Source organism: Acidobacteriota bacterium, assembly GCA_030774055.1.
Classification (GTDB): Bacteria; Acidobacteriota; Terriglobia; order Terriglobales; family Acidobacteriaceae; genus JACPNR01.
This window is the reverse complement of sequence record JALYLW010000137.1, coordinates 77,399-104,213: the sequence shown is the minus strand read 5'-3', so window position 1 is coordinate 104,213 and position 26,815 is coordinate 77,399. Positions and strand designations below refer to the sequence as shown.

Sequence of the window (26,815 nt, the reverse complement as noted above, 5' to 3'; positions counted from 1 at the left end):
GGGTGCTGCGCGCTTATTTGCTGCCGAAGCGGAACACGACGCCGGTCGAGAGCGCGAAGTGGTGTTGCCAGTCGTCGCCGGTGCCGAAGTCGAAGTGGGTGGGCAGGTAATCGAACTGCACCACGCGCCACGCCAGCTTGTCGTTGATGTTGTAATCGCCGCCACCGCCGATGCGCATCGCGAAAGCGTTATCCGATACGCCCCCACCACTGAGGTGCGCGCCACCGAACAGGGCATGCGCAAACAACCTGCCTTTCGCCATGCGATGACTCAACTCGGGACCGAAAGTGTAGGTATGCATGCTGCCGCTGACGCCCGAGCCCAGCAGGTCGCCTTGGTACGCGCCGCTGAAATCGGCCTTCAGCCCGAACCAGCGGTTGACGTTGCCGCTGAGCGCGGCTTCCCAACCGTTGGCGTTGATGCCGTCGATGCCGCCGCCTGGGTTGAAGCGCAGGTACTGGTATCCGCCGAAGACCTCGAACTTGGGTGTGTCTTGTGCCATCGCAAGGAATGAAAGTGCGAAGACGGCAATGATAGCGAGAAGAGCCTTACGCATTTATTAGTCTCCAATGAAATATGTATGAATGTTGGTTTGGAAATATGAATGCTGGTTGTGCCGGACACCGCGGACTATCTTCGTTCCGCGTATGCCAGCGGTAGTACGTCCTACAATCCAATATGAATGAGTGTTCAACAGGATTAGACGCACGAGCAGATGCTTCGTTGCGTCTTTGTGCGGCGCCGGAGTCTAATCGCCGGCCAGCCGGCGGGGACCGCTGCCGACCGTCTCTTCTTCCCGGATCAATCCTTCTTCTTCCGGTTTACGACGCGACCTGCGCAGCCATTGCTGGAACGATTCCATGTAGGTGTAGACCACCGGCGTCATGTAGAGCGTGAGCACCTGGGAGACGACCAGGCCGCCCACGACGGCCAGGCCCAGCGGGCGCCGCGACTCCGCGCCCGCGCCCCAGCCCAAGGCGATGGGCAATGTTCCCATCAACGCCGCCATGGTGGTCATCATGATGGGCCGGAAGCGCACCAGCGAGCCATCGTAGATCGCCGTGGCCGCGTCCTTCCCTTCCGTGCGCTGCTGTTCGAGCGCGAAGTCGATCATCATGATCGCGTTCTTCTTCACGATGCCAACGAGCATGATGATGCCGACGAAGGCATAGAGGTTCAATTCGCTGTGGAAGATCAGCAGCGTGAGCAGCGCACCAAAGCCCGCGGAAGGCAGTCCGGAAAGGATGGTGATGGGATGGATGAAGCTCTCATAAAGGATGCCGAGCACGATGTAGATGACCAGCACAGCCATCACCAGCAGCAGGCCCAGTCCCTTCAATGACGATTCGAACGCCTGGGCCGTTCCCTGGAAACTGGTGCTGATGGTCGAAGGCAGCGCCTGGCCTGCCTCCTTATAGACAGCTGCGACCGCGTCGCCGAGCGACACACCTTCCTTCACGTTGAACGAGATGGTGACCGCGGGCAACTGGCCAAGGTGATTCACGGAGAGCGGGCCGAGCGTGCGCGTCACGGTGACGAGCGAGTCGAGCGGCACCAACTGTCCGCTGCCCGAGCGCACATACAGCATCGACAACGACTTGGGATCCCCGTAGAACTCCGGCTCCAGCTCCACGATCACGCGATACTGGTTGTTGGGCGCGTAGATGGTGGAGACCTGCTGCGAGGCATAGCTCATCTGCAGGGCCGTCTCGATCTGGTCTGCTGTCACTCCCAACGTCGACGCGCGATCGCGATTGATGGTGATGTTGAGCTGCGGGCTCTTCATTTGCAGGTCGCTGTTCACGTCGGTGAGCATGCCCAGCTTGCGCATCTTCGCTTCCAGCTTGGGCGCGTACTCGTAGAGTTCCTGGGTGTCGGAATCCTGGAGCGTGAACTGATACGGGCTCTTGGTCAGCGTCCCGCCGATACGGATGGGTGGCAGCATCTGCGGATACGCCAGCACGCCGGGCACCGCGGCCAGCTTCGGCCGCAGCTCCGCGATCACCTCTTCCGCCGACGGACGCTGGCCGCGCGGCTTCATGCGGGCGAAGAAACGGCCCACGTTCGTCGCTCCGCCAAAGCGATTGTCCACGCTCGACATGAACGAGTCGATGTATGGGTCTGCCAGCATGACCTTCGCCAATTCCCGCTGGTGCTTGACCATGCTCTGGAACGACGTCCCTTGCGCGGACTCGGTGAAGATCAGGATCTGGCCGATGTCTTCGTTCGGCAAAAAGCCCTTGGGGATATACCAGAACAATCCCACCGTCGCCAGGGCCAACACGCCAGAGACGACCATGGTGGCCAACCGATGCCGCATCACGAAGCCGAGCGAGTGCGCGTAGTAACCCAACCCGGTCTCGAATACCTGCTCCGAACGCAGATAGAACTTGCCATGGTGCTGCTCCGCGTGAGGACGCAGGAAGCGCGAGCACAACATCGGCGTAAGCGTTAGGGACACCAGACCCGACACCAGGATGGCCGCGCTGATGGTCACCGCGAACTCGTGCAGCAGCCGCCCAAGGATGCCGCCCATGAACAGCACGGGGATGAACACGGCTGCCAAGGAAAGCGTCATCGAGATGATGGTGAACCCGATCTCGCGTGCGCCGCGCAGCGTAGCCTGGAACGGCTTCTCGCCCGCTTCCATGTGGCGCACGATGTTCTCGAGCATCACGATGGCGTCATCGACCACGAAGCCCACCGAAAGCGTGAGCGCCATGAGCGAGAGATTATCGATGGTGTAGCCGAGCAGGTACATCACCGCGAACGTTCCGATGATCGACATGGGCAGCGCCATGCTGGGGATGATGGTCGCCGACACGTTCCGCAGGAACAGGAAGATCACCAGGATGACCAGGAAGATGGTGAGCAGCAGCGTGAACTTCACGTCGTTCACCGACTCGCGGATGGACTGCGAGCGGTCGTAGACGATGCCCAGCGAGACCGACGCGGGAATCTGTTTCCGGATCGTCGGCAACAACTGCATGATCGAATCGACCACCGCGATGGTGTTCGTGCCTGGTTGTTTCTGGATGGCCAGCGTGATGGCGCGATCGGCGTTGAACCAACTCGCGATCTTGTCGTTCTCCACGCTGTCGATCACATGTCCTAATTCTTCCAGGCGCACCGGCGAACCGTTGCGGTAGGCGACGATCAAGGGGCGATAGGCGGCAGCATTGGTCAACTGGCCGGTCGCCTGCACCGTCACCGCTTCCTGCTTACCGTAGATGGTGCCGGTAGGCAGGTTGACGTTACCGGTTTGGATGGCGCTCACCACTTCGTTCACGCCCAGACCGCGCACCGCCAACTGGCGCGGATCGAGCTGCGCGCGCACCGCGTACTTCTGCGCGCCGAACACCTGCACCTGCGCCACGCCCGAGACCATCGAGATGCGCTGCGCCAGCAGGGTCTCCGCGTATTCATCCACCTGCGAGAGCGGGAGCACGGGGGAGGAGAGCGCCATGTAGAGCACGGGCTGGTCGGCCGGATTGACCTTCTGATAAGAAGGTGGCGCCGGCATATCCTGCGGCAGATCGCGCTGTGCTTTGGCGATCATCGCTTGCACGTCTTGCGCGGCCGCGTCGATGTTGCGGTCGAGCGCGAACTGCAGCGTGATCGAGCTGGAACCCAGCGAATTCGCCGAGGTCATCGAATCGAGGCCGGCGATGGTCGAGAACTGTTTCTCCAGCGGCGTGGCGACTGCGGACGCCATGGTCTCCGGGCTGGCGCCCGGCAGGTTCGCCGAGACCTGGATGGTCGGGAAGTCCACGTTCGGCAAGTCGCTCACCGGCAGCGCCCGGTAGGCCACGAGTCCGAAAATCAGGATCGCCGCCATCACCAGCGTAGTCATGACCGGACGGCGAACGAATAGTTCGGCTACGTTCATTGCCCGCTCCCGGTCGTACCGACTGCCGCCTTGATCTCTACGCGCGAGCCCGGCAGCAGTCGCAATTGTCCGTCTGTGACCACGCGCTCACCCGGCTGCACGCCCTGCTCGATGATGGTGTTGTCTTCCACCACGCCCCCGATCTTCACCGTCCGCGTCTCCGCCGTCATGTCGCTCTTGATCACATAAACGAATTGCCCCTGCTGTCCGGTTTGGATCGCCGGAGTCGGCACCAGGATCGCGTTCGGCTTTTCCGCCAACGTCATGATCACGTCCACGAACTGCCCAGGCCAGAGCCTGCGGTCTTCGTTCACGAACTCGCCCTTCAGTGCGATCGCTCCGGTCTCGCGATTGATGGCATTGTCCACAAAACTCACATAGCCGACAGAGAGTGGCGTGCTCGTCTTCGGGACCGTCGCCTCCACCTTGAGCTTGCCCTTCGCCATCGCCGCTTTCACCTGCGGCAGGAATGCCTCCGGCAAGGTGAAGCGCGCATAGATGGGGCGCACCTGGTTGATCACGATCAGGGACGCTTCGTCTGCCTTCACCATGTTGCCAGCGTGCACCTGCAGGCCGCCGGTGCGGCCATCGATGGGTGAGTAGATGGTGGCGTAGCTCAGCTGCACTTTGGCAGTCTCAACCGCCGCGCGGCTGGCCTGGACCGTGGCGCGGAGCGACTCCATGCTGGATTGCTCCTGCTCGTAACGCTCACGCGCCACCACGCCCTCCTGCATGAGCTTGGCGTAGCGCGCCGTGTTGGTCTGCGCCTGCGCTAGTTCGGCTTGAGCCTTGGCCAGGTTCCCCTGCGCTTGCGCCACCATCGCTTCGGTGGGGCGGCGGTCGAAGGTGAACAAGAGTTGCCCTTTGTGGACGTCTTGCCCTTCGCCGAAGTGGACACTCACCAGTTGGCCGGCCAGATGCGATTTAACCTCGACCGTGGAATACGCTTGCACCTCGCCGATAGCTCGTACGGTGAGCGGCACAGTCTTCTGTTCGACCGTCGCGACCGTCACCGGCACCGCGGCCGGCGCCGCGCTCTGTGCTTTTTCGGTGGAGCAGCCCGCCAGGCCGGCGAGGGCCAGGCCGAGCAGGAACGATGCAGGCGTTAGTGCGCGTAAACGAGCCAAGTTATCTCTTTCTCCCATCTCTCCCATTGCTATCCTTGCCACCGTTCTTAGACGTATACCCGTCGTTATTCGTTTTGGGCGGGACCAACACACCACGCAGCCAGATATCGGCGAGCTCCGCGCTGACCGTCTCCGGCTCGAAATCCTGGTACATCCCGCCGCCGAAGATCTCCTGCACCAGGTTGTGGTAGAAGATCATCCCCATGAAACCGCGCGCCGCCAGCAAGGGGTCAACCCGACGGAATGCTCCCTCGTCGATTCGGCGCTCGATATGCCGCGCGAGTATCCGGTAATACGAGGCCACATAGGTCTTGAAGAAGCGGCGTGCCAGCCGGTGATTTTCCAGGCCGCTGAACAGGAGCAGTCTGGTTCGATCCTTGTCTTCCCGATTCCGTCGCAGAATGTCTTCCGCGATCACGCGGAAGATCTCGTAGTCCGAAGCTTGCAAGTCGAGCGTGGCTTCGAGGCTCTGCAGCCGGCGCGCCCGCGTGCAGCGGTCTTCGATCACCGCCCAGTACAGGCCGTCCTTCGAAGGGAAATGGCGAAACAGGATGGCTTCGTTCACGCGCGCGCGGTCCGCGATCTCGCGCGTCGTGGTTCCCTGGAAGCCCTTGCGGGCGAAGAGAGCGGATGCGACGTCGATGATCTGCTGCTTGCGATCCTGGGCGGCAACGCGCATGTAAGTGGGTACTTACTATGATAACGGTCGTAACACCTCTGTCAAGACTCTCTCTCTGTTAAAAGAGTGTTACTGCCGGTACCAAGACAGTTCCGCTTACTTCGCCGCCACGATGATCTGCCGCAGCACGAACGGCAGGATGCCGCCGTGCTTATAGATATCGACTTCGACCGGGGTGTCGATGCGTACGCGCACCGGAACGTCTTGCGTGGTGCCGTCGTCGCGATGCACGACCAACGTTGCCAGCGCGCGCGGCTTGAGCTCGTCCACGCCAGTGACGTCGAAGGTCTCGTTCCCCTTCAGCCCGAGTGAGTGGGCGCTTGCCCCGTGCTCGAACTGCAGCGGCAGCACGCCCATGCCCACCAGGTTCGAGCGATGGATGCGCTCAAAGCTAGCCGCGATCACCGCCTTCACACCCAGCAGCGCCGTGCCCTTCGCCGCCCAGTCGCGTGAGCTTCCCATGCCATAGTCGTGTCCGGCAAGGATGACGAGCGGGATGTGCGCGCCCTGGTACTTCATCGCGGCGTCGTAGATGCTCATCTTCTCGCCGCTGGGATAGTGGATGGTGATGCCGCCTTCCGTGCCCGGCAACATCAGGTTTTTGATGCGGACGTTGGCAAACGTCCCGCGCACCATCACCTTGTCGTTTCCCCGTCGCGAACCGTAGCTGTTGAACTCCTCGATCGGCACACCGCGATCCTGCAGGTAGAGGCCCGCCGGCGAGGTCGGCTTGATCGAGCCTGCGGGCGAGATGTGGTCAGTGGTCACCGAGTCACCAAAGATGGCCAGCGGGCGCGCGCCCTTGATCGGACGCACCTCATGCGGCGTCATCCCGAACTTCTCGAAGTAGGGCGGATCCTGGATGTAGGTCGAATCGTGGTTCCACTTGTAGGTCTCCCCCGCCATAGTCTCCACCTTCTGCCACAGGTCGCTCACGCTATCGAGACTCGCATACATGGTGCGATAGGTGTCGGCATCGCGCGCGCTGCCCATCAGGGCCTCGATCTCCTCGGGCGTGGGCCAGATATCCTTCAGGAAAACGTCTTCGCCGTTCTTGCCTTGCCCGAGCGGCTCTCTCGTCAGGTCGATGTTCACGCACCCGGCGAGCGCAAAGGCCACCACCAGTGGCGGCGACATCAGGAAGTTCGCCTTCACCGCCTGATGCACACGCGCTTCGAAATTCCGGTTGCCGCTCAGCACGCTGGCCGCGATCACATCATTCTTCGCGATCATGTTTTCCAGCACCGGATCGAGCGGCCCGGAGTTCCCGATGCACGTGGTGCAGCCGTACCCGACGAGGCGGAAGCCGAGTTCGTTGAGATAACGGTCGAGCCCGGTCTTGCGGTAGTACTCCGTCACCACGCGCGAACCGGGAGCAAGCGACGCCTTCACCGTCTGCTTGATCTTCAACCCGCGCTCCACCGCCTTTTTCGCCAGCAGCCCGGCGGCCAGCATCACGCTCGGGTTCGACGTGTTGGTGCACGAGGTGATGGCCGCGATCACGACCTCGCCATGCCCGATCTCAACGCGCTGCTTGGGGAATTCCTCGGGCAGCATTTCCGGCGAGTGCACGGTGTCGGGCGTGGGACGGTTGTTCATCATCTCTTCTTCGGTCGCGACCGCCGTGTTGCGGATGCTCACCAACCCGGAGCCGTGCGGCAGCGTATCCGGCGCCTGCTCGCCGCCGCCCGCCACCGGACGCTGGGGATAGCGGACGCCGATCTCGGTGAAGAAACGCCGCGAGGCCTCCTGCGGCTCCTTGCCGTAGCCGTTCTCCTTCAACGGTGCTTGCAGCAGGTGCGCCCAGTTCTCTTTCAGCGCGTCGATCGTGATGCGGTCCTGCGGCCGTTTGGGGCCGGCCACGCTCGACTGCACCGTAGCCAGATCGAGGTCGAGGACCTTCGAGTAGTCGATCTGACCCTGGGTCGGCATGCCGAACAATCCTTGCGCCTGGTAGTAGGCGCGGACGAGCTCGCAATGCTCCGCACTGCGTCCCGTGAACTTGTAATAGGTGATGGTCTGCTCGTCGACCGGGAAGAAGCCCATGGTCGCGCCATACTCCGGGGCCATGTTCGCGATGGCCGCGCGATCGGTCACCGCCAATGACGCCGCGCCCTCGCCAAAATACTCCACGAATTTCCCCACGACTTTCTCTTTGCGCAGCAGCTCGGTCAGCGTCAATACAACGTCCGTCGCCGTGGTGCCCGGCTTCAGTTTGCCGGTAAGGTTCACGCCCACGACGTCGGGCGTGAGGAAGTGCAACGGCAACCCGAGCATCGCCGCCTCCGCCTCGATGCCACCCACGCCCCACGCGACCACGCCCATCGCATTGATCATCGTGGTGTGGGAGTCAGTGCCCACCAGGGTGTCCGGGTAGCAGACGCCGTCCTTCTCGATGACGCCCTTCGCCAGGTACTCCATGTTGACCTGATGGCAGATACCCACGCCCGGTGGCACGACCTTGAACGTCTTGAACGCCTGCATGCCCCATTTCAGGAATTCGTAGCGCGAGTTGTTGCGCCGGAATTCCATCTCCATGTTGAGGCGCAGCGCGTCTTGTACGTTGGCGTAGTCCACCTGGATGGAGTGGTCGACCACCAGGTCCACCGGCACCAGCGGCTCGATGATGCCCGGATCCTTGTCCATGCGGACAGCGGCCGCGCGCATGGCTGCCAGGTCCACCAGCAGCGGCACGCCGGTAAAATCCTGCAACAGCACGCGCGCCACGGTGAACGGGATCTCTTCGGTGCGCTCCTCGACCGGCTTCCAGTTCGCCAGCGCCTTCACGTCCTTCTCGTGGACGCTCTTCTCATCACAATTCCGCAGCACCGACTCCAACACGATGCGAAGACTTACCGGCAGCCGGGAAACCTTGCCTACGCCGGCCTTCTCCAGGTGCGGCAGTGAGTAGTACTTCGCCTTCTTGCCCTTGCCAGCTTCGAATTCCTTGAGCGAATCGAAACGTGAGTGCATCGCGAGCGTCTCCCGGGGCCGCGCTGCGCACGGCCAGAATCCTGAAGCAGCGTGAAACCTAACAATCTACACCGAGAAACAATCGGAAGCGAGTGGCAGGAACCGCTAGCCGGTGGGGGCATTCGGCATTCCATCGACGCGCAACAGCTCGCAGACCTCGTCGTCGCTCGTTTGCCCAAACTCTTTGTACCACTCGCCTACCGCCACGAATCGAGCCGGCGTCACCGCGCACACGACTTCGTCGACCTCGCCCCGCAGTTCGTCACATGCCGCTTGCGCCGCCACCGGCACGGCCACGACGATCTTCCCTGCCTTGCGCGCGCGCAGGGCCGCGGCCGCCGCACGCATCGTAGAGCCCGTCGCCAGGCCATCGTCGATCAGGATGACGGTCTTCCCCGCGACGTCGAGTGGCGGCCGGTCGCCGCGGTAGAGGCGCTCGCGGCGCTCCAACTCCGCCTGCTCCTGTCGTGTGACCGCATCGATGGTCTCGGTGGAGATCGCCAAGGCGTTGACCACATCGCGATTCAACACACGTACTCCACCCGAGGCCAACGCGCCCATCGCCAGCTCTTCCTGCCCCGGCACGCCGAGCTTCCGCACTACAAACACGTCGAGCGGCACCTGCAATACAGCGGCCACCTCATGCCCCACCGGCACTCCGCCTCGCGGCAGGGCCAGCACCAGATCGGCGTGCCCGCGAAAACGCTCGAGATGGCGAGCCAGGACGCGCCCGGCGTCGCTACGGTCGTTGAACAACGCGCCGAACAACATGCCTGTATTCTGCTCCCCCGGCAAGGTTGCGGAAAACTGGTGTCGGAAGTCGGCGTCATTTTCTATATTGTGAGTCCGCGCGAGCGAGCGCCGCGTCCAATAGTGCGCGCCGTCCACGGGCGGAGATTAACCAGTACGGGAGGCAGAGCAAGATGAGCGACCACTACCATGATCCAGCTGATTTGCGGCTCCTGAAAGAGATGGGCAAGCTTGCGCCCACCGAGTTCAATGCGTGGCTGAACCTCGACAAGATAGTCGGACGCGAGGATGGGGCCATCCCGCGGAAGTATCGCGAGCTGATCGCGCTGGCAGTTGCCTGCACCACGCAGTGTCCGTACTGCATCGAGGTGCACACCAAGGCGGCGAAGAGCGCGGGGGCGAGCCGCGAGGAGATCGTGGAGAGCGCCTTGCTCGCAGCCGCATTGCGCGCCGGCGGCGCCGCGACCCATGGCGCGATGGCGCTGAAGTTCTACGACAAGTAGGAGAAGTAACCCACCGGCGCGGGCGGAAATGGCATCTGAGCGGTGGCCTGGAGACATCTCGGGCTGCCGGGCCTGCGCCGTCTGGACTTCCCTACCCCCGCCCCTTGGTAAGCGTCCGTGAAGACGGTAGGATGGCTCTGCCACCGTCCGTCAAGACAGCGGCCGCCGGCCGGAGGAAATTCGGATGTCGAAGATCAATGGGGATAAAGCAAGGCAGAACCTGAAAGACAGGAAGGCGGCGAATCGCCGCGTCCGTGACCGGCGGATGCGAGACGCTGCACCGGCCAAGGCCACTGCTGCGCCGCGCAAGGCGTAAGCTCGCTCTTTGCTCTTCCTTTCGTCCAAGATCGCGCCAGCGCTGAGCGTTGTCAGCGGTCTGATTCAGCGGTCCTTAATAAGGATAGGAAAGCGGACAAAGCTGAAGGTTCCGGCGGAATCGTCTACCGTGGTCACCTGGCAGGTGTAGTAGCCCGCCGGCAGTTTCTCGAGCGGCACATCCATCTGGAACAGGGCGGCGCGGCGATCGGGATTTGTCTGCTGCACTTCCACCAACGGCGTCTCGAAAGCCTTCACGTCGTTGCGCAGGAACGCCACGCTGCTCAGCACCCGTACGGCATTCTTCGGCTGCTTGGCTTTGGCTTTATCCGTGCCCGCACCGGCAGCCGGGACGGGCTGCTGCGGGTCGTTCCTCTGGGGATCGGCCTTCTGCGGATCGTAGACCTCGTAATAAAGATACATATGCTGGCCGGAACCGAAGACATGCGTGATGTTGGGCACGATCTCGCTGCCGTCGCGGACTAACGGGCTCTCCCGATTCGCCTTCCCCATGGGCGCGAGCTGGTTGCTGATCACCACCGCGCTCATCTTTATCCCCCCTCCGGACTTCCCGGCGGACTTGCTCGGCGACTTGCGCAGGTCGGGGACGGCAAAGGTGGCTTCGAAGCTGCCGACCTTCCCCGTCTCGTTCTCGCGCACCACGAACTTCACCACGTAGTTACCGGGAGCGAGAATGAACCCGGTGTTGTACTGCACATTCTTGCGCGCCAGGTTACGGCTGGCGTCCACGGCGAGCTTCACCGTCTCGCGCACGTTCCCCACCGGGAACTTGGAGGCCGCGTCGCGGACCTGCCCCATCACGTCGAGCGTCGCCTTTTCCTGCGCGCTGGACGCGACGAAAGGGATCTCCGAGCCGGGCACGACCACCGACACGGGAACGAAGAAGCGGTTGTCGTCGAGCCGGAAGTACGCGGCGGCCACGTAGATCGAGATGTCGGTCGCCGGCATCTCGGCATCCAGCTCCGATTGCAACTGGTCCTCACGTTGCGTGCGGTTCGCGTGCGCGAAGTCAGTGGGCGCGTAGTAGCCGCGACGGAAGTCGAGTCGCACGCCCTTGCGCGTGGTGCGCACGGTGATGCGCCGGAAGCGGCCATCCTGAGTGCGGTCCGAGCTGTGGTAGCCGAGGATGTAGTAGCTCGAAGTGTCGTCTTGCACCTTGCGGAAGACGCCGGAGAAGTCGTTGGTGTCGAGGAAGGCTTTTCCGCCCGTGTCGGTAGCGAGCGTGCTCAGCGTCTCACTGGCAGCGAAGCTTGCGTCATTCTGGCTCAACGTCGCCTGGCCCGAGTACGCACTGGTGCCGCGCAGCGACGCGGTCTGCGCCCCGCCGCCCGGAGGCATCGCCTCGAGACCGACGGCGCTCACCGAGTAGATGGCCACATTGGCGCGCACCGCAGCATTGATGCTCGCGCGCAGCGTCGTCTGGTTCTCCACGCCATTGCGCGTCACGCCGCTGGAGAAGTAGATGACCGACTTCTTCTGCGGAACGCCTGCCAGGGCATCGCACAGCGACTCGAGCGCCTGGAGTTTGCGGTCGGTATTGAAGGTATTGAAATCGCTGTCGTCGGGAGTGAATGCGTTGTTATCTCCCGGCGTGCCTTCCGTCGTACCGGTCGATCCCGCGTCGTAGCCCGCACCTGCGTTCGCGCTGTAGCGAGCAAGTGCGCGCTGCAATAATGTTTTGTCGGTGGTGAAGTCCTGGTCGACTTTCAGCGCGGTGTTGAACGATGCCACCGCGACGATGTCCTCCGGCGTCATCTGTCCGGCCACGAACTTCTGCGCCGCGCTCACCGAGCGCTCGACCTCCTCCGGCTGCATGCCGGTGAAGTCGAAGAAGATCACGACCAGGCGCTTGTTGCGCGCGTCCGCCGGCGTGATGGGAACCGGCTTCAAGCCGGACGGCACTGCGGGTGTCGCTGGCGGCGCGGATGCCACCACCGCCGCCACCGCCGAGGGCAATGCAGTAGCGACCTGGGGCGCTGCGGTCACGTCTTCCACATCGAAACTGACGAGCTTCTGTTCTTTCCCGTTCTCCAGCACGGTGAAGTCCTCCGGCTTGAGTCCCCGCACGGGATCGCCTTTGGCGTCGCGCACGCTCACGTTCACCAGCACCAGGTCGGTGTTCGAGCGGAAGGTGTAGCCGGATGCAGGGTCCGCGTGCTGGGCGGCGAAGGGCTGGGCCAGCACGGCCAGCGCCAGCCCCCATGCGCCCGCGGATAAGAAGTGGCGGCGCATCAGAAGTTGAACCTCGCCTGGAGTTGGGCCTTGCGCATGCTGCCGATGCCGATCACCTGTCCGAAGGTGGGCGAGTTCACGATGGTGTCGATGGTGGTGTCGTTGGGATGATTGAAGACGTTGTTCGCCGTGATGCGGAAGTCGAACGTCTTCCCTTCCTTCATCGCGAACGTCTTTCCCAGCGACATGTCGAAGGCGATGGTGCCTGGGCCGGTCAGCATATTGCGTGTCGAATCGCCGAATGTTCCCGGCGCCGGCACCGCGAAAGCTGCGGTGTTGAACCATTCGAGGACGGTGGGATCGTTCACGCCGAGCGGCCCGCCGAGATAGTCGGCGCGCAGCGTGCCATTGGTGCCGCGGGCGACGTCGCCGAAGTTCCCCAGGACGCGCACCGTCCACGGCAGGCCGCTGCCGACGGTTGCCCCGCCGCTGAGCGTCCAGTCACCGAGTAGCGTGGCTGCCACTCCGCCGTTCCGAAGCCACGTCTTGTCCGTCCCAAAGGGCAGCTCCCAGATGTAACTCGCGGTGAAGCGGTGGCGCTGGTCGAAGCTGGAAAGCCCCCGCTCGGCGGCGATGTCTAGCGGGTCTTGCGCCACCACCGGCGTGCCCACGCCGCCGATGGAGGAAGCGTCGTCGATGGCTTTGGAATATGTGTAGTTGAGTCCGAAGCTCACGCCGTTGCGCAGACGCCGGCGCAACCGCACCGTGCCCGCGTGCACGATCGAGTTCGCCGCCGAGGTCTCGAACAGGAACGCCTGCACGCCGGGGATCAGCAACCCCGCCGGACCGCGGTTCGGCGCCGTCAACAGATCAAGGTGCGTGCCCTTGGTGCCGGTGTAGTCCACGTCGAGCTGCAGGCCGCCCGGCAGCTCGCGCTGCACGTTCGCATTCCATATCTGCACGTAGCCAAGACGATAGTTCTTGTCCACGGCGTAATTGTTGGTGACGGTGGCGGTGGGCGGCGGAAATCCGTCGGTTAGCGTGAGCGACCCGGGCGTGGGCGCGATGTTCGTCTGGGTGAAGCTGAAGGGTGGCTGGAAGGCGAGCTGCTGCACCATCTGCGCGTACTGCGCGTTGTTGTACTGGACACTGTATCCGGAGCGAATGACCGTGCTCTTCCCGATCTTCCACGCCACGCCGATGCGCGGCGCGAAGTTGTTGCGGTCGGGCTCGACCAAGGTTTGCGGAAAGATGCCGGTGAAGGGGCCGGCCTGGCCGGGCTCGACCGGGGCCACAGCGGTGAAGCCGGGTGCGACGTCAAGGTTCACGATGCGACCGCTACTCTCGCTCAACGGCGAAGTGTACTCATAACGCAGTCCGAGATTCAGCGTGAGGTTCGGACGCACGCGCCAGTCGTCCTGCACGAACAGGTTGTACGAGTTGCCGGCAAACGCGTAGCTGTTCACGCTGTACTGGATCGAGGTCTGCTGCGCGTCGCCGAGCAGGAAGTCGGCCAAGTCGTAGCCCGTGCCGGGCGCGGGCGTGCCGCCGAAGGTGTTTGCGGTGGCGAGGCCGGTGAAGATGAACGCGCCGCGCGGGTTGGTGTTCGCACGCAGCTCGGTGAGGATGCGCGAATAACCGCCGCCCCAGCGCAGGTTGTGCTTGCCGCGCAGGTAGCTGAAACTCGCGCTGCCGGTGTAGGTGCTGTCGTCGCGCTGGCTCGGAACCACGTCGCTCAGCGACGAATAATTTGTCAGCGCGAGCGTGGGTGCTCCCCAATCGAAGGGATCGGTGGAAACGCCGGCCATCCCCAGCTCACCCTCCACGTCCCGCGTGCCCTGATAAAGATTGTGCCTGTTGATGTGGCTGCGATTCAGGTTGAAGTTGAAGCGCGAGATCAGCTTGCCGAAGGAGCGCGAATATCCAGCGTTGAAGTTGAGGCCGCTTGAATCGGTCGAGCCTCCGATGAAAGGCGAGAAGTTGGCGCTATCGCTGGTCGCCCGGCGGTAGTTTAGGCCGATGGTGAGCATGTTCCCGCCGCCGCGGCCGAACATCCCCGGCCCGCGCGTCTGCGCCCCGCCCGCACCGAAGTTATGGATGAGGCGGAAGTTCACATTGTTCGCGATGGTATCGGTGGAGGTCACCTGGTGATAGTTGGGGAAGAAACCGTCGGGCAGATTGGGCTGAGGAATAAACGCCAGCAATCCGGCCGCGATGGGATCGATCGCCGGCAGCGTGTTGTTGGTGAACTGCATATGGGTGACGGGATCGAAGATCTGCACGTTCTGCCCGGCAAAGGGGCCGCTGCGGAAGACGGTTGCGGAGAAATCTCCATTGCGTTCCGCCAGTGTGGGCACGTTGGCGAAGACGTCGAACGGATTGGACGCATTCTGCCCCGCGTAGTTCAGGAAGAACATCGTCTTGGTGCCGCCGTCATAAAGCTTGGGGATCTTCAGCGGACCACCGAGAGAGAACCCGAAGCGCGACTGCGCGTAGTCGGGCTTATCTCTTGCAGCTCCGAGCAGCGCGTAGGGAGCGGCGTCCAGGCCGGAGCTGCCGTAGTTGTAGAAGAGTTGGCCGTGGATCTTATTGATGTCGAAGCGGCCGCGCCGTCTTCCACCTCCGCCACCACCGCCCATGATCATGATGGGACCGCCGCCGCCGAAGCCACCCGCGCCACCAAAGCCGCCGCCTCCGCCAGGGCCTCCACCCAGCTGTCCGCTCGCGCGCGCTTCCGCGATACGCGATTCCAACTCGTCGGGATTGAAGCTGAAACCTTCGGTGCGGCCGGCTGCACCGCTGATGGAGTAGCTTTCCGTGGCCGCCGATCCGGCTTGTGTTCCGAGCGGCATCGCGCCGGCTGCAGCATCGCCCTGGCCGCTGTCGGAGAGGGTCGCGCGGGCTTCGTTCGCCGCCAAGTCAAGGCTCTGGAACCCACCGGAAGCGATCGCGCTGGCCACGCTGTCGGCTGTATCCTGCTTGCGCGAGGCGAGCACGAGCTCGAAATCCGCGCGCTGCGTGCTGCCAAGCGTCTCGGGAGTGAAGACAAATTCCTTCGTCTCGGCGGCAAAAGCGGGGAGTTCGGCGCGCACGACCCAGCGGCCGCGTGCCGGGATCAGGATGCGAAAAGAGCCGTCGCTGCGCGTGGTGGTAAAGACCTTCTTGCCGGTCAGTGTGTTGGCGGCTACCAGCGCAACGCCGGGCAACGGCGTGCCGCCGGACTTCACGCTGCCGACAATGGTGGCAACCGGCGTTGCCGCCGGCGGAGGCGTGGTCGCGGACGGCATCTTCGTCACCGGCGCGGTAGTCACGGGCGCCGCGGTTGCGGGATCCTGGCCGGCAGCCAGCTGGCATGCAAACAGCTGGCCCGCGAGAAAGAAGATAGTGAGCCAGCGCGTCACTTATTTAGGCGGCGGCGGCGTAGTCGGCCGTTCGCTCGTGCCCTGCTGGTCCCGTGGCCGCCGCATTCCCATTTGACCCATCACGCGCAGCTCCTTGGGGATGAAGACGCCATTCTTCACCTCGCCCTGACCGTAGACGCGGTCGCCGGGCTTTACGTCGGCGAGGGTGATGCTCTCATCCCGCCCGCGCCGCAGCGACGTTCCCTCATCCAACTCGATCACCTGGGTCTGCCCGTCGGTACGTGCGATGGTGAGCTTGGTGTCGTCGATCGCCTTTACCTCGCCGGCGATGACCGTCTTGCCGAGATTCGCCTGGAAGTCCTGGATGCGCTTCACTCCGGCTTCATCCATCTGGGCGACGAAGCGTGGCAGCAAGACGCCATCGGACGGCCGCCCACCGCCTGCCATCACGTAGTCGCCGACCTTCAGGTCCTTGAGCGCGATCATGCTGCGGTCTCTGCCGACGAAGCGCGTCTCCGCCGACGTCCTGAGTGTGAGCTCGGAGCCGGAGAGCGTCTTGACGGTGATGGTGTCGCCGTTGACGCGCGTGATCTGACCGGCGTTGCTGCCGCCGCCCATCATCATCATGCCGCCGCCACCGCCGCCGCGCTCACCACGCGGACCACCGCGCTCTCCCCGCGGCCCAGCTTGCGTGCCGGGACCCTGCGGGCCGGGATCTTGCGCATACGAAATGGTTGAAAACGAAAGCAGACAGGCTGCCATCGCGAACAATGACAGAGTGGGGCGGAGACACAACGGCTGTTTGGATCGCATAGCTCATTAGACCGCAGAAACGCGGGAATGTTGCGTGCTTCCCATCGATTTCGGCCGCAAGACGCCCCTCAACCCTGCTTCGGCGCCACACTTTCCTGCTCGCGAAATGACACCAGCGCGTGCAGATCTACCACAACGCCGAGAAACAACAGCCCGCCGCCGAGCACCACGAAGAGGAAGAACGAGAGTGGATGCCGCCAGAACAGGATCGCCAGCTTCAACGCGGTGTAAACGCGCCCGAACTCACAAACGACGCCAAGGTGGGCGCAACGTCACTTCAAGCTAAGCATGTAGGCAGTGAGTTTTTGCAACTCATCTTCCTTCACTTCGACCTTGGTCATGCCGCCGCTCTCCATAGCAGGGGTGGGATGCTTCAGCAGTGCTGATAGCCGCTGCGCATCATACTTGGCGCCGATTCCCACGAGTTTAGGTCCCACGGTGGTCCCGGTCCCGTTGTCACCATGGCAGGAGTTGCAGGCTTGCTGCTCGAATATCGCCTTTCCCGCCGCCGCCTCGGGATTCACCAGCGCCACGTTTGTGGCCGCGAGAGTCGCGCCCGCGGTCTCGGGCTCAAAAGGCGTGCGCATGAATTGCTCCACCTCCTGATGTTGCCGGCGTATCTGAGCCGCGATTCCCGGGTCGCGGAGGTCTTGGTGACTCGACATATAACCCAGCACCCCGAGCGCCAGAAATACAGCGCTGAACATGCCGATGCTGACCGGCCGCTTCCACGGTCGGCGCTCCAGATCGCGATCGAAGAATGGCAAGCCGACCAGGAGCACCGCTAGCAGCGCAGGAACGACCAGGATCCCGACCACAGCGCTGGAGCCGTGCCAGTACTTCAGGTACTGGAACACCGGAAGGTAATACCATTCTGGTCGCGGCACATACTGGGTATCAGAGGCGTCCGCCTTCGGCCCGAGTTCGACCGGCACATAATGCGCAAGCAATCCCATCACAACCAGGATGAGCAAGGCGAATCCCATATCCATGATCAGTTGCTTGGGGTAGAACGACTCGGTCGGCTGCTTCGGAGAGATTGGGTCCTCGTCAACGGGGCCGGCAGCTCCCGCCTTGCGGAACAGGTAGATGTGCAAAGCAAGAAAAGCGAAGATCGCCGCGGGCACCAGAAAAACATGAAGGACGAAAAAACGCGACAACGTCAGAGTACCCATCTCCGTGCCGCCGCGCAGCAGGCGCTTGATCGCATTTCCAATGAGCGGCACTTCGCTCAGGATGTTGGTCCCCACCGTGGTGGCAAAATAGGCCTTCTGATCCCACGGCAACAGATAACCCGTGAAGGCCATTCCCACCATCAGTGCTAGCAGCACGCATCCGGCCACCCACAACAGCTCGCGCCGTCCTTTATACGAACCAAAGAAGAAGGTTTGAATGAGGTGCAACATCAAGACAACAATGATGGCACTTGAGCCGTAGGCGTGGACGCTGCGCAAGAATGCGCCGGCGTTCACTTCCTTGACCATGTACGCAACTGTGGTATGCGCATGGTCGGCTGAGGGCACGTAGTACATCGCGAGGAACACGCCGGTGACGATCTGCGAAATGAACAGGAATATCAGGCCGGAGCCGAATACATAGGCCAGCTTTGCGCCGCCGGGGATCGGTTCGTCCAGCGCATGGTGCAGCAGGTCGTGTAATCCCGTGCGCGCGTTGATCCAGCGGATCAAGCCGCTCGCTTTGCCCGCTGCGGCGTGGTTTTCCTGATGGTCTGCCAATCTACCCCCCCTCGCTTCTAGGCCATGACCTCTTTATTCGGAGTCAACTGCCGGAAGAACTGGTACTTGACCTTCAGCCTTCCGTCTTCAACTTTGCTCTCCAGTAGATCCATGTTGCGCGGTGGCGGGCCGGCGAGCAGCTTCCCGCTGGGCGCAAACACTCCGACGTGGCACGGACATATGAACTTGTTCTCCTTCTCGATCCATGGAACGCTGCAGCCGAGGTGGGTACACACGGCGGAAAGCACGATGAGGTTGCCGCCTTCACCTTTGCTGATGTACACAGGTTTTTCTGTCATCGTCCGCCGCCAGCCGTCACGCTGCTCGATGGCGACGAGCTTCTTTACCGGCGCCGCGATGTTCTGGAGGTCATCGACGGTCCCGAGATCCGACCACGATTTATCCGTCGTGCGGGCCAGCAGCGGGTGAAGCGCGAAGCGAACCAGGGGGACCGATAGCACCGCGCCGACCAGCGCGGCCCCTGCCGCCAACAGGCCGCCAAGAAACGACCGCCGTGTTGACGCTCGGCCGACTCCGCTCTTCGGTCCAGTGTCGCGAGCCTGTGTTCCGTCCATCAGGACTCCTCGTATTTCGCTCTCGCCGCGCTGAATAGGAGCAGGAGGGCGGTAGGCGTAGGCATCGCGGTTCTACTAGTGCTTACACAACTCGCGAACGTAAGCGATCAAGCCCTTGATCTGCTCCGGCGTTAGCTTCCCCGCATAAGCTGGCATCTTGTTCTTTCCCTTGTTGATGATGCCGGTCAATTCGGCGTCGGTCAGCTTCATGATCTCCGGCGCATGGAAGTCACGGGCGCCAAGCTTTTTGCCTGCCGCAGTGTCGCCCTTGCCGTTCGGCCCGTGGCACATCTGGCACTTGGACTTGTACAGGTCGGCGGTAGCGTCGGTCGCCTGCGCCGCAGGCACTGAGACGAAGAGCAGAAACCCGACCCCGACCGCGATCGAAACGAGACGTCTCATAACATCCTCCTCAGAAGGCGTATCTCAAACCAGTAGTGATCACATTGCCGTGGAAATTGCGCGGCAGCGTGGGCCCCGCGGCGCTGTCTTCGCCGTAGCCGTAGTAGTTCCAGCCTCCGCTCACACTCCAGCGCGGCGCCAACTCCACGCGCACACCCGCTGTGGGCATGTGGTAGGTATAGGTCAATGGTCCCAACGGGGCGTTGGGATTCAGGATGAGCGTGCTGCCATCCGCAAAGTCACCAGCGTAGCCGAGCGTGGCAGTGACCCGCTTGACCGGTCTCCACATCACATTCGCGGAAAAGAAGTGGGTGGTCTGCTGGTACAGGGACAGGCCTTCCAGGAACGGCGTACCGCAGGTCACGCTCCCTGGCGGTGGCGGCGTTGCCACGAAGCAGATGTTCGTCTGCGAGAACACGTCGTTGTAGTTGTAGTTCAGATCGATGTTGAACGTTTCCCGTGGCGTGAACACGGCCGCGGCACTGTACGAGCGGTTGTGTTGCAGGTTGCCGACGTCGGGAATGTTGTTCCGGTTCTCGCGGATATTGATCGCCGCACTCAGATTCGCCCAGTCCACCGGCTTGTAGAGCAGCCGCAAGCGGTACTGCTGCAGGTTGCGCGGAGAGATGCGGGTGAACGAGTTGTCCGCCGACATCAACTCCATGTCATAGGTCGCGCGGAACTTGTCGCCCAGCCGCCACCAAAATCCGAACAGGAGCGCGTGCTCGTTGATCGGCGTGTGATCGCTGTCGGCGGTCAGTCCATCGAACGTTGGCACGATGTTCGCGGCAGTGATGCCGTTGAAAGTGAGCACGGTGCACGACCCATCCGGATTCAGCGGGATCAAAACGCTCGCGCACGCCCCGCGATGTGCGAGGGCTGCGGTGGGTCCCGGGAAGTAAGTCAGCGCGTAGGTGTCGAACTGGGCGGCATCGATGTCGCGATGCCGGAAGCGGTAGCCCAGTGTCGCGCGGAACCCGGAGGTGAACGAGTACGCCAGCTCCACCGTGTTCAATTTGGTGTTCTGCGCGAAGTAGCGGTTGAAGTTCGCCGTGGTCAGGTCCGCGCCCGAACTGGTGTTGTGCTGCGGACAGGTCGCCGCGGTGAACGGCGGCGGGCAAGTCGCCGGAGTGAACACGTTCGGATTCGAGAGTAGCGTGGCGCCGAACAGCGCCGACTGGTCTTCGTCCCAACGCGTCGGGATACGGAAGTCGTTCCAGCGGAAACTGTCCACGAAGTCCAGCTTGTCGGTAACGTGCCAGGTCAGCGTCAGGTCGGCGTTCACCGTGATGCGTCGCGCGTTCGCCGGCCCAGTGGTCAGCAGGTTCCGATTGCGCGAGCGGGTGGTGAGTCCATCGAAGGACTCCACCGAGACAGGCATGTCACTTTCCGCGCCGGTGTAGGAGAAGCGCCCGGAGATGTCGATGGGCTTCCAGTAGTTCGTCTGGAAACTGAACTGCTCCGTGGGATAAAGATTGCGCGTGGGAGCGAACCGCGAATATGCGAAGTAGCCATTGCACGCCGGGTTCGCAAATCCGGAGCCGAGGATGGGAGTGGCGCACGGCTGGCCGGCGCCGGCGGGACCACTATTGAACGGCAGGCCCAGATCCACCGGGATATTCCCCGCCAGGGCATAGGGCAGGCTGTTCAGCTGCTGGAACGTATCGCCCTTGAAGACGCTGATGAACTGGTCGTAGCTGAACACCGTCCGAGGAATCAGGCGCAGATCTACTCCCACACGGTACGTGTCCAAGCCGTTGCGCCACATCTGTGCCGTCAGTCCTTCGGTGCCCTGGTGGATGGAGCTGAACGATGGCCCTTCACTCACGTTGCGCGCGTAGCCCAGCCGCACGCGGACCGGCGATTGCGGCGCGAGCGTGAGGTTGATGTCCGTCATGCGTCGCACCACTTCGAAGCGATGGGGAGAGGTCAGCACCGGCACGTTCGGCACCGACGTGGGCGGATTCAGCGGGTTCGCCAGCAGATCGTAGCCCCAATAATTACGGTCGCGGCGGAAGCTGGCGGAGAAAGTGTAGATCCGCGCCTTGCTCACCATGAACCGCGTGACGTTGTTGGGATCGCCGCCATAGCCGAAGCTGGATTCGTGCAGCTCGTCGAAGAGCAGTCCGTTGTGGTCGATGGAGCGCATGTCGAGCGATTGATTGAGCAGCCGTGGGCCGCTTGACTGGTTCACGAAGGTATCCCACATCGAACCATTGCCGGAGAAATCGACGACGTGTCCGCCGAACTCGATGGACTGATGCACCTCGTAGCCGTCCATCACCTCACCCTTTTCGGCGTCAGGCGCCGTCGTCTGCGAGGGTGTCGGTGCCGGCGTCTGCGCGCACAGCGACGACGCGCACACGAGCAATCCCAGCAATATCACCCCAGCCAGGAGCATCCGACGATGAATGGATGGATATGAAAACATCGGTCCGCCCCTTTCTTATTTAAAGAACTTGTCGTCCATATTCGAACCGTGGATCTGTGTGTGACACATGGTGCAGGCCTGGTACTTCGCCGCTTGGTTGTGGAACGAGGGTATCGCCGGCGCCACCGAATCCACCGTGAACGTGTGGCACTCCAGGCAAAGCAGGTTGATGTTGGCGCGCTTCAGCAGACGCGGGTTCGAGGACCCATGCGGCGTGTGACACGCCACGCATCCCTCGGTCTTCACCGGGGCGTGCTCGAAGACGAACGGGCCGGCTTTCTCGGCGTGACATCCGAAGCAGACCTGGTCTTGCGCTGCCGTGGAACGGAGTTGCTTGTTGAGGAAGCCACCGTGCGGGTTGTGGCAGTCGCTGCACTTCACCAGGCCTTCGTTCACCCGATGATGGAACGGCTTGGAGAAGTCCGGCTTGGTCTCGAGGTGGCAGCTGTAGCACAGCGTGGGTTGCGACACTTTTAAGAGGGTCTGCTCCACCTTCGGTTTGTGGACGCTGTGGCAGCTCACGCAGCCCACGCCATTGCGCAGATGCTCCGAGCGGGCGAAGTTGGTGTGCTCCTCGCCCGTCTCGTGGCAGTCGAGACACTGCTGGCTCGCCGCCTCCGGGCTCATTTTCTTGAACGAGAGGATCTTGGTGACGTCGCCGCCGCCCTCCACGTGGTCTTTGCCATGTCCGTGGCAGGCCTCGCAGCCTTGCCACTGGACGCCTTGCTTGGTGTTCTTCTCCGTGCGCCAGTGCGGCCCACTGTCGTAGCTCTTGAACTCTTCTTCGTGGCAGGTCTTGCACGTCTCCGTGCCCACGTACAACGAGGCGTCGGCGTTCCGGGAGGGATGGACTTCGGTGGAAGAGGGTTTCGTCTTCGTCGCGGGCTTGTCTTTCTGCCCGGCGAAGGAGAGCGGTAAGCAAACAAAGATGAGTGCGATGAGTCCGGTTCGCAATCCTCGGAGGCCTGTCACGCGCCACCTCCCTGCCGCTCGTAGTTCTGTGCGGCCAATGGCATCAGTGTCGGATAAGAGCTACCTTGGCCGGTGTGACCGTTGTCACATGCTGTGGTACGCCCATCACTGAAGGAGCGGTGCGTCAGAAGGCGGCATCGCGCGCCATCCTACGCCTGTGGCCGTAACGCACCAAAAGTATCTTCAGCGGTGCGAGGTAGGGCTGTTTAGTATTGCTCACTCGGGCTGTCCGGGATCCAGGCGGAGCTAGACGGGTGGCGTTAACCAAGTCGCCAGTGAACCTGCTTCGCTTTCTAGGATTGCCCGCATATCGCACCTCCAAATATGTTCCAAACACCTGCCTACGTGACTCGTCGGTTAATTCACGGCCGCCTGCGGCACGTATGCACAACACGGGTCCGAGCTGAGCGGATCACCGGTGAAGGCGTACGCGCGGGCGCGCGAGCCGCCGCAGATCTCGCGGAACTCGCACACGCCGCATTTTCCCTTCAACTGGCCGGGATCGCGCAGCGCCCGGAACAACGACGACTTGCGATAGATGGCCGCCAGCGGCTCCCACAGCACATTGCCTGCGGGCAGCGGCAGGAAGCCGCTGGGGAATACCTGCCCGATGTGGCTTACGAACATGAAGCCCTTGCCATCGCCGAAGCCGCTCTGCGCTTTGGCCAGCATCTCGGGGAGCGAGCCCTCGCCCGCGGCTTCGGCTTTCTTCTGCAGCACGAAGCGCCGGTAGTGCGGCGCTTCCGTCGTCTTGATGCGGAAGGGCATGCGCTGCGCCAGCGCGTACATGCGTTCAAAGACTTCTTCGTGCTGTTCCGGCGTGAGCAGGTCGGCGGCCTGGCCGCGTCCCACCGGCACCAGGAAGAACAAACTCCACTGCACCACTCTCTCCGCCGCCAGCAGCTCGGCCATCGCTTCCAAGTCATGCACGTTCCGTCGCGAGACGGTGGTATTGATCTGCAGCGGCAGATGCGCTTCGCGCGCCCACTGCGCGCACTCGATGGTTTTGGCCCATGAGCCGGCCACGCCTCGGGTGCCGTCGTGCAGTTCCGGCGAAGAACCGTCGAGGCTCAGTGCCAGCCGTGCCAGTCCGCTCTCTTTCAGCTTGAGGACCGCTTCGCGCGTGAGCAGCGGCGTGGCGCTCGGCGTCAGGCACGGTTTCAATCCCTTGCTCACCGCGTAACGGATCTGCGCGAACAAGTCGGGACGTTTCAGCGGATCGCCGCCGGTAAGCACAAAGATGGGCACGCCCATTTCCGCCACCTGGTCGACCAGGTGGTAGCCCTCAGCCACGGAGAGCTCGAGCGCTGCGCGGCTCGGTTGCGCGTTGGCGCGGCAGTGCGCGCATTTCAGGTCACACGCCTGCGTCATCTCCCAGATCACCACCAACGGACGGTCGTTGAACTCTTGCTTCAGCTCGCGTCTCATGAACGCCTCCACCGGGCATGCCGGCTGGCATGTCAGTCTGAAGAGATCATCGCTGTATGGGATCAAGACGTCCGTGACCCGGCGTACGCCTACTTGTGACAGGTGTCACACGCCGCTGACTTGTAAGGGTGAGAGGAGACTTACGAGCTGACCATAGCGGCGAGCGCGTCATGGTCTTTCAGGCTGATGGATGAGCCTTTCACTGCGATCAGCTTGCGCCGTTTCAGGTCGGCGAAGATGCGCGTGACCGTCTCGCGCGAGCTGCCAATGAGCTGCGCGATCTCTTCATGCGTCAGCGCTACGGTGATCTTCCCGTGCGACGACCCTTTGCCGCCGCGGTCTTCCCACTCCAGCAGCAGCTTGACCAGCTTCTCTGTCGCCGAGCGAGAAAGCCCGAGCGAGCGTATCTCTTCGTACGCCGAGTGGTAGTTCTTGCTCAGCTCTTGCGCCACGCGCAGCGCAGCGTCACCATGCTTTTGCATGAAGTCGAGAAAGTCCTGCCGGCGGATGAAGTTCGCCTGCGTAGGCTCGAGCAGCTCGGCGGTGACTTCGTAGGGTTTGCCCGAGACCGCCGCGCTCAATCCCAGCACCTCGCCCGCTTCCGCGATACGGATGATGATGCTCTTGCCTTCCTTCGACGTGGTGGTCAGCTTCGCGCGTCCGCTACACACCACGAAGATGCCGCGCGGCAGCTGCCCTTCCACGAACAGCAGCGCGCCTTTCGGATACGACGCCGTCGTCTTGATCGCTTCCAGCGTCTTCAGGCTCGCCGGCGCCAGGTTGCAGAACAGGTAGTCCTGCCGCATGGTGCAGCTCAGGCAGCTCTCGATGATGTCGAGGCCGTAAGGGGATTTCATGGGTTGATATTGCCAACTATACGCCGATTCTCGCGCCGTCCGGAGTCACGCTGACTTGTGACGTTGCTCACATCCGCCGTTCGAGCCCGGGTACACAATGCTTCCAGCAAGTGGAGGTGAGTATGCGAGCACCAAAACAGGTTGATTCCTTCGGACGGACGCCGCTCGAGGTGCTCCAGTTCGAGCTCGATTTCGTGCAGCAGGGTGGCTACGGACACTCCGTCCGCCGCCCACGTGATCCGCACGTCCCGTTCATGGATTCGCCTAGCTGCCTCAATTTCATGGAGGCTGACCGTCCGCACGCATGCAACGGCTGCGCCCTGATGGACTTCGTCCCGGAAGCGGCACAGGACACCGCGGTTCCCTGCCATCACATCCCGCTCGATCCGCAGGGACATACGATCGCTGACCTCTACGACCCCGACAATGAGAGCCGCGTGCTCGATGCGGTCACGCACTGGCTGCGCTTCATCGTGGGCGAGCTGCGGTCGGAACAGCGCGTCCCAGGAAGCGAGTCCAAGCACGACTGCGCCGGTTGCGAGTCGCCGGCGACACCCCGCTCGTAGGAGCGGAAAGTAATGGTAGTGAAGGAGGAGTTGCCATGGCATTCGACGATCGCGATCTGCTGACGGTTCTCCGCACTGAGCTCGCTTTCCTGGAATCCGGTGGCTATGAACGCGACGTGCCCCGATGGCGCGCGGGTCTGATGTTCGAGGATTCCCCCACCTGCCTGAACCACGCTAATCCGGAGTGCCGGCACTCCTGCGATGATTGCCTGCTCTCGCGGCTGGCGCCGCGGGAGGGACGTTTCACCCGCGTACCGTGCCGCCACATCTCGCTCGATCCGAACGGCGTGACCGTAGACGACCTGTACCGTACCGCGAGCTACGCCGAAACCAAGCAGGCGGTGTGGAACTGGCTGCGGAACACCATCGCGCAGCTGGAAATGAGCCAGCCTGCGACCACTAAGCACTGAGCTTCGCGGGAAGAAAGAATGGTGGTCGGCGTCGCACGATTCTGGGATTGGGAATCGCTAAGGTCCTAGTTTCGGGGGCTGCCGTGGGATCGCGATGCGGGTTCGCGGTCACGGCTACAGCGGAAGATCCGTGCGGGGAGGATGTTGCGCAGCTCGAAGTGTTGCCGGACCGGGCCGAACAAGCGGCGCAGGTGCGGTAGCACCGCACCGCTGAACTGGTAGGCGATGAAGCGTCCGCCGGGGCGGAGCGCGCCGCGCGACTCGGCGAGGATGCGCTCGCGCGTCTGCGCCGGCATGGTCGAGTACGGGATGCCGGAAATGATGCAGTCGGCAGCCGGCAGGTCGAGGTCGCGCAGGATAGCGGCGATGTCGGCGGCGGAGCCCTCGATCACGCGTAGGCGCGGGTCGCGGTATTGTTCGCGCAAGTAGGCAACAAACTCGGGGCTACTTTCGATGGCGACGAGGACGCTGTCGGGCCGCATGCGCCGCAGGACCGCGGCGGTCAGCGTGCCGACGCCGGGGCCGTACTCGATGATGACCCGCGCGCTCCAGTCGACCTGCTCCATGATCTGGCGGGCGAGGAAGCGCGAGCTGGGAACCAGCGACCCAAGCGTCCGTGGACGCTTCAGGAAAGTCCGCGCGAACAACAGCCGCTCTCTCATCGTCCCTCTCCCGTCCCGCTGCCACCCGACCCGCCAGTATAGTAGCTCGGCTCGGTGGCGTGGCTCAGCTTGCCTGGCAGTCTGTCGATGGCAAGTCGCGGCGCCCGGAGGCGGCGCTTGTCAACCGCTGGAGCGCATGGGAGAATACCGCGCACATGCCCCGGTTGAAGTT

The 26,815-nt window shown here is 62.8% G+C and carries 21 protein-coding genes; 3 read left to right on the top strand and 18 right to left on the bottom strand.

What is annotated here, in order from left to right:
* Positions 1 to 13 precede the first annotated feature (13 nt).
* The 6 genes from M3P27_11715 to M3P27_11690 form a co-directional block, all read right to left on the bottom strand.
* Entirely contained in the window at positions 14 to 556 is a 543-nt protein-coding gene (locus M3P27_11715; protein ID MDP9268974.1) for a porin family protein, read from the bottom strand.
* Between the two features lie 192 nt (positions 557 to 748).
* Positions 749 to 3,889 (bottom strand): efflux RND transporter permease subunit, encoded by a 3,141-nt coding sequence (locus M3P27_11710; GenBank protein ID MDP9268973.1) that lies wholly within the window; start codon positions 3,887 to 3,889, stop codon positions 749 to 751.
* Positions 3,886 to 5,016 carry an efflux RND transporter periplasmic adaptor subunit gene (locus M3P27_11705; protein MDP9268972.1) on the bottom strand — a complete coding sequence of 377 codons (1,131 nt, stop codon included), beginning with the start codon at positions 5,014 to 5,016 and terminating at the stop codon, positions 3,886 to 3,888. Before M3P27_11705 ends, M3P27_11710 begins: the two co-directional genes overlap by 4 nt.
* A gap of 1 nt (position 5,017) precedes the next feature.
* Positions 5,018 to 5,695 (bottom strand): TetR/AcrR family transcriptional regulator, encoded by a 678-nt coding sequence (locus M3P27_11700; GenBank protein MDP9268971.1) that lies wholly within the window; start codon positions 5,693 to 5,695, stop codon positions 5,018 to 5,020.
* Positions 5,696 to 5,791: 96 nt separating this feature from the next.
* The gene (locus M3P27_11695; protein ID MDP9268970.1) at positions 5,792 to 8,668 is read right to left on the bottom strand and encodes an aconitate hydratase; all 2,877 of its coding nucleotides are present in this window, start codon (positions 8,666 to 8,668) and stop codon (positions 5,792 to 5,794) included.
* Positions 8,669 to 8,773: 105 nt separating this feature from the next.
* Positions 8,774 to 9,439: a phosphoribosyltransferase gene (locus M3P27_11690; protein MDP9268969.1), complete on the bottom strand. Its 666-nt coding sequence runs from the start codon at positions 9,437 to 9,439 to the stop codon at positions 8,774 to 8,776.
* A gap of 152 nt (positions 9,440 to 9,591) precedes the next feature.
* On the opposite strand from M3P27_11690, the gene M3P27_11685 reads away from it, so the two are divergent.
* Positions 9,592 to 9,921 (top strand): carboxymuconolactone decarboxylase family protein, encoded by a 330-nt coding sequence (locus tag M3P27_11685; protein ID MDP9268968.1) that lies wholly within the window; start codon positions 9,592 to 9,594, stop codon positions 9,919 to 9,921.
* Between the two features lie 381 nt (positions 9,922 to 10,302).
* Here the strand turns inward: M3P27_11685 and M3P27_11680 are convergent, their stop codons facing one another.
* From M3P27_11680 to M3P27_11630, 11 genes are all read right to left on the bottom strand, one after another.
* Entirely contained in the window at positions 10,303 to 12,489 is a 2,187-nt protein-coding gene (locus M3P27_11680; protein MDP9268967.1) for a VWA domain-containing protein, read from the bottom strand.
* Entirely contained in the window at positions 12,489 to 15,830 is a 3,342-nt protein-coding gene (locus M3P27_11675) for a TonB-dependent receptor (protein ID MDP9268966.1), read from the bottom strand. Before M3P27_11675 ends, M3P27_11680 begins: the two co-directional genes overlap by 1 nt.
* A complete protein-coding gene (locus tag M3P27_11670) occupies positions 15,831 to 16,418 on the bottom strand; it encodes a DUF5666 domain-containing protein (GenBank protein ID MDP9268965.1) in 588 nt (195 codons plus the stop codon).
* Positions 16,419 to 16,672: 254 nt separating this feature from the next.
* Positions 16,673 to 16,825, bottom strand: coding sequence for a hypothetical protein (locus M3P27_11665; protein MDP9268964.1), 153 nt, complete (start codon positions 16,823 to 16,825; stop codon positions 16,673 to 16,675).
* A 51-nt stretch (positions 16,826 to 16,876) separates the two neighbouring features.
* On the bottom strand, positions 16,877 to 18,340 hold the full coding sequence (locus tag M3P27_11660) for a cytochrome b N-terminal domain-containing protein (GenBank protein ID MDP9268963.1): 1,464 nt from the start codon (positions 18,338 to 18,340) through the stop codon (positions 16,877 to 16,879).
* A 17-nt stretch (positions 18,341 to 18,357) separates the two neighbouring features.
* A complete protein-coding gene (locus M3P27_11655) occupies positions 18,358 to 18,915 on the bottom strand; it encodes a Rieske 2Fe-2S domain-containing protein (protein MDP9268962.1) in 558 nt (185 codons plus the stop codon).
* A 75-nt stretch (positions 18,916 to 18,990) separates the two neighbouring features.
* Positions 18,991 to 19,317: a cytochrome c gene (locus tag M3P27_11650; GenBank protein MDP9268961.1), complete on the bottom strand. Its 327-nt coding sequence runs from the start codon at positions 19,315 to 19,317 to the stop codon at positions 18,991 to 18,993.
* A gap of 10 nt (positions 19,318 to 19,327) precedes the next feature.
* Entirely contained in the window at positions 19,328 to 21,718 is a 2,391-nt protein-coding gene (locus M3P27_11645; protein ID MDP9268960.1) for a hypothetical protein, read from the bottom strand.
* A gap of 45 nt (positions 21,719 to 21,763) precedes the next feature.
* The gene (locus tag M3P27_11640; GenBank protein ID MDP9268959.1) at positions 21,764 to 22,720 is read right to left on the bottom strand and encodes a DmsE family decaheme c-type cytochrome; all 957 of its coding nucleotides are present in this window, start codon (positions 22,718 to 22,720) and stop codon (positions 21,764 to 21,766) included.
* 357 nt (positions 22,721 to 23,077) lie between these two features.
* The gene (locus tag M3P27_11635; protein MDP9268958.1) at positions 23,078 to 24,148 is read right to left on the bottom strand and encodes a TIGR04053 family radical SAM/SPASM domain-containing protein; all 1,071 of its coding nucleotides are present in this window, start codon (positions 24,146 to 24,148) and stop codon (positions 23,078 to 23,080) included.
* A gap of 140 nt (positions 24,149 to 24,288) precedes the next feature.
* The gene (locus tag M3P27_11630) at positions 24,289 to 25,005 is read right to left on the bottom strand and encodes a Crp/Fnr family transcriptional regulator (protein ID MDP9268957.1); all 717 of its coding nucleotides are present in this window, start codon (positions 25,003 to 25,005) and stop codon (positions 24,289 to 24,291) included.
* A gap of 122 nt (positions 25,006 to 25,127) precedes the next feature.
* Here M3P27_11630 and M3P27_11625 point away from each other — a divergent pair, with 122 nt between their 5' ends.
* Positions 25,128 to 25,571, top strand: coding sequence for a hypothetical protein (locus M3P27_11625; protein MDP9268956.1), 444 nt, complete (start codon positions 25,128 to 25,130; stop codon positions 25,569 to 25,571).
* 35 nt (positions 25,572 to 25,606) lie between these two features.
* The gene (locus tag M3P27_11620; GenBank protein MDP9268955.1) at positions 25,607 to 25,981 is read left to right on the top strand and encodes a hypothetical protein; all 375 of its coding nucleotides are present in this window, start codon (positions 25,607 to 25,609) and stop codon (positions 25,979 to 25,981) included.
* Between the two features lie 65 nt (positions 25,982 to 26,046).
* On the opposite strand, the gene M3P27_11615 is transcribed toward M3P27_11620, so the two are convergent.
* Positions 26,047 to 26,643 carry a methyltransferase domain-containing protein gene (locus M3P27_11615; GenBank protein MDP9268954.1) on the bottom strand — a complete coding sequence of 199 codons (597 nt, stop codon included), beginning with the start codon at positions 26,641 to 26,643 and terminating at the stop codon, positions 26,047 to 26,049.
* Between the last annotated feature and the right edge of the window lie 172 nt (positions 26,644 to 26,815).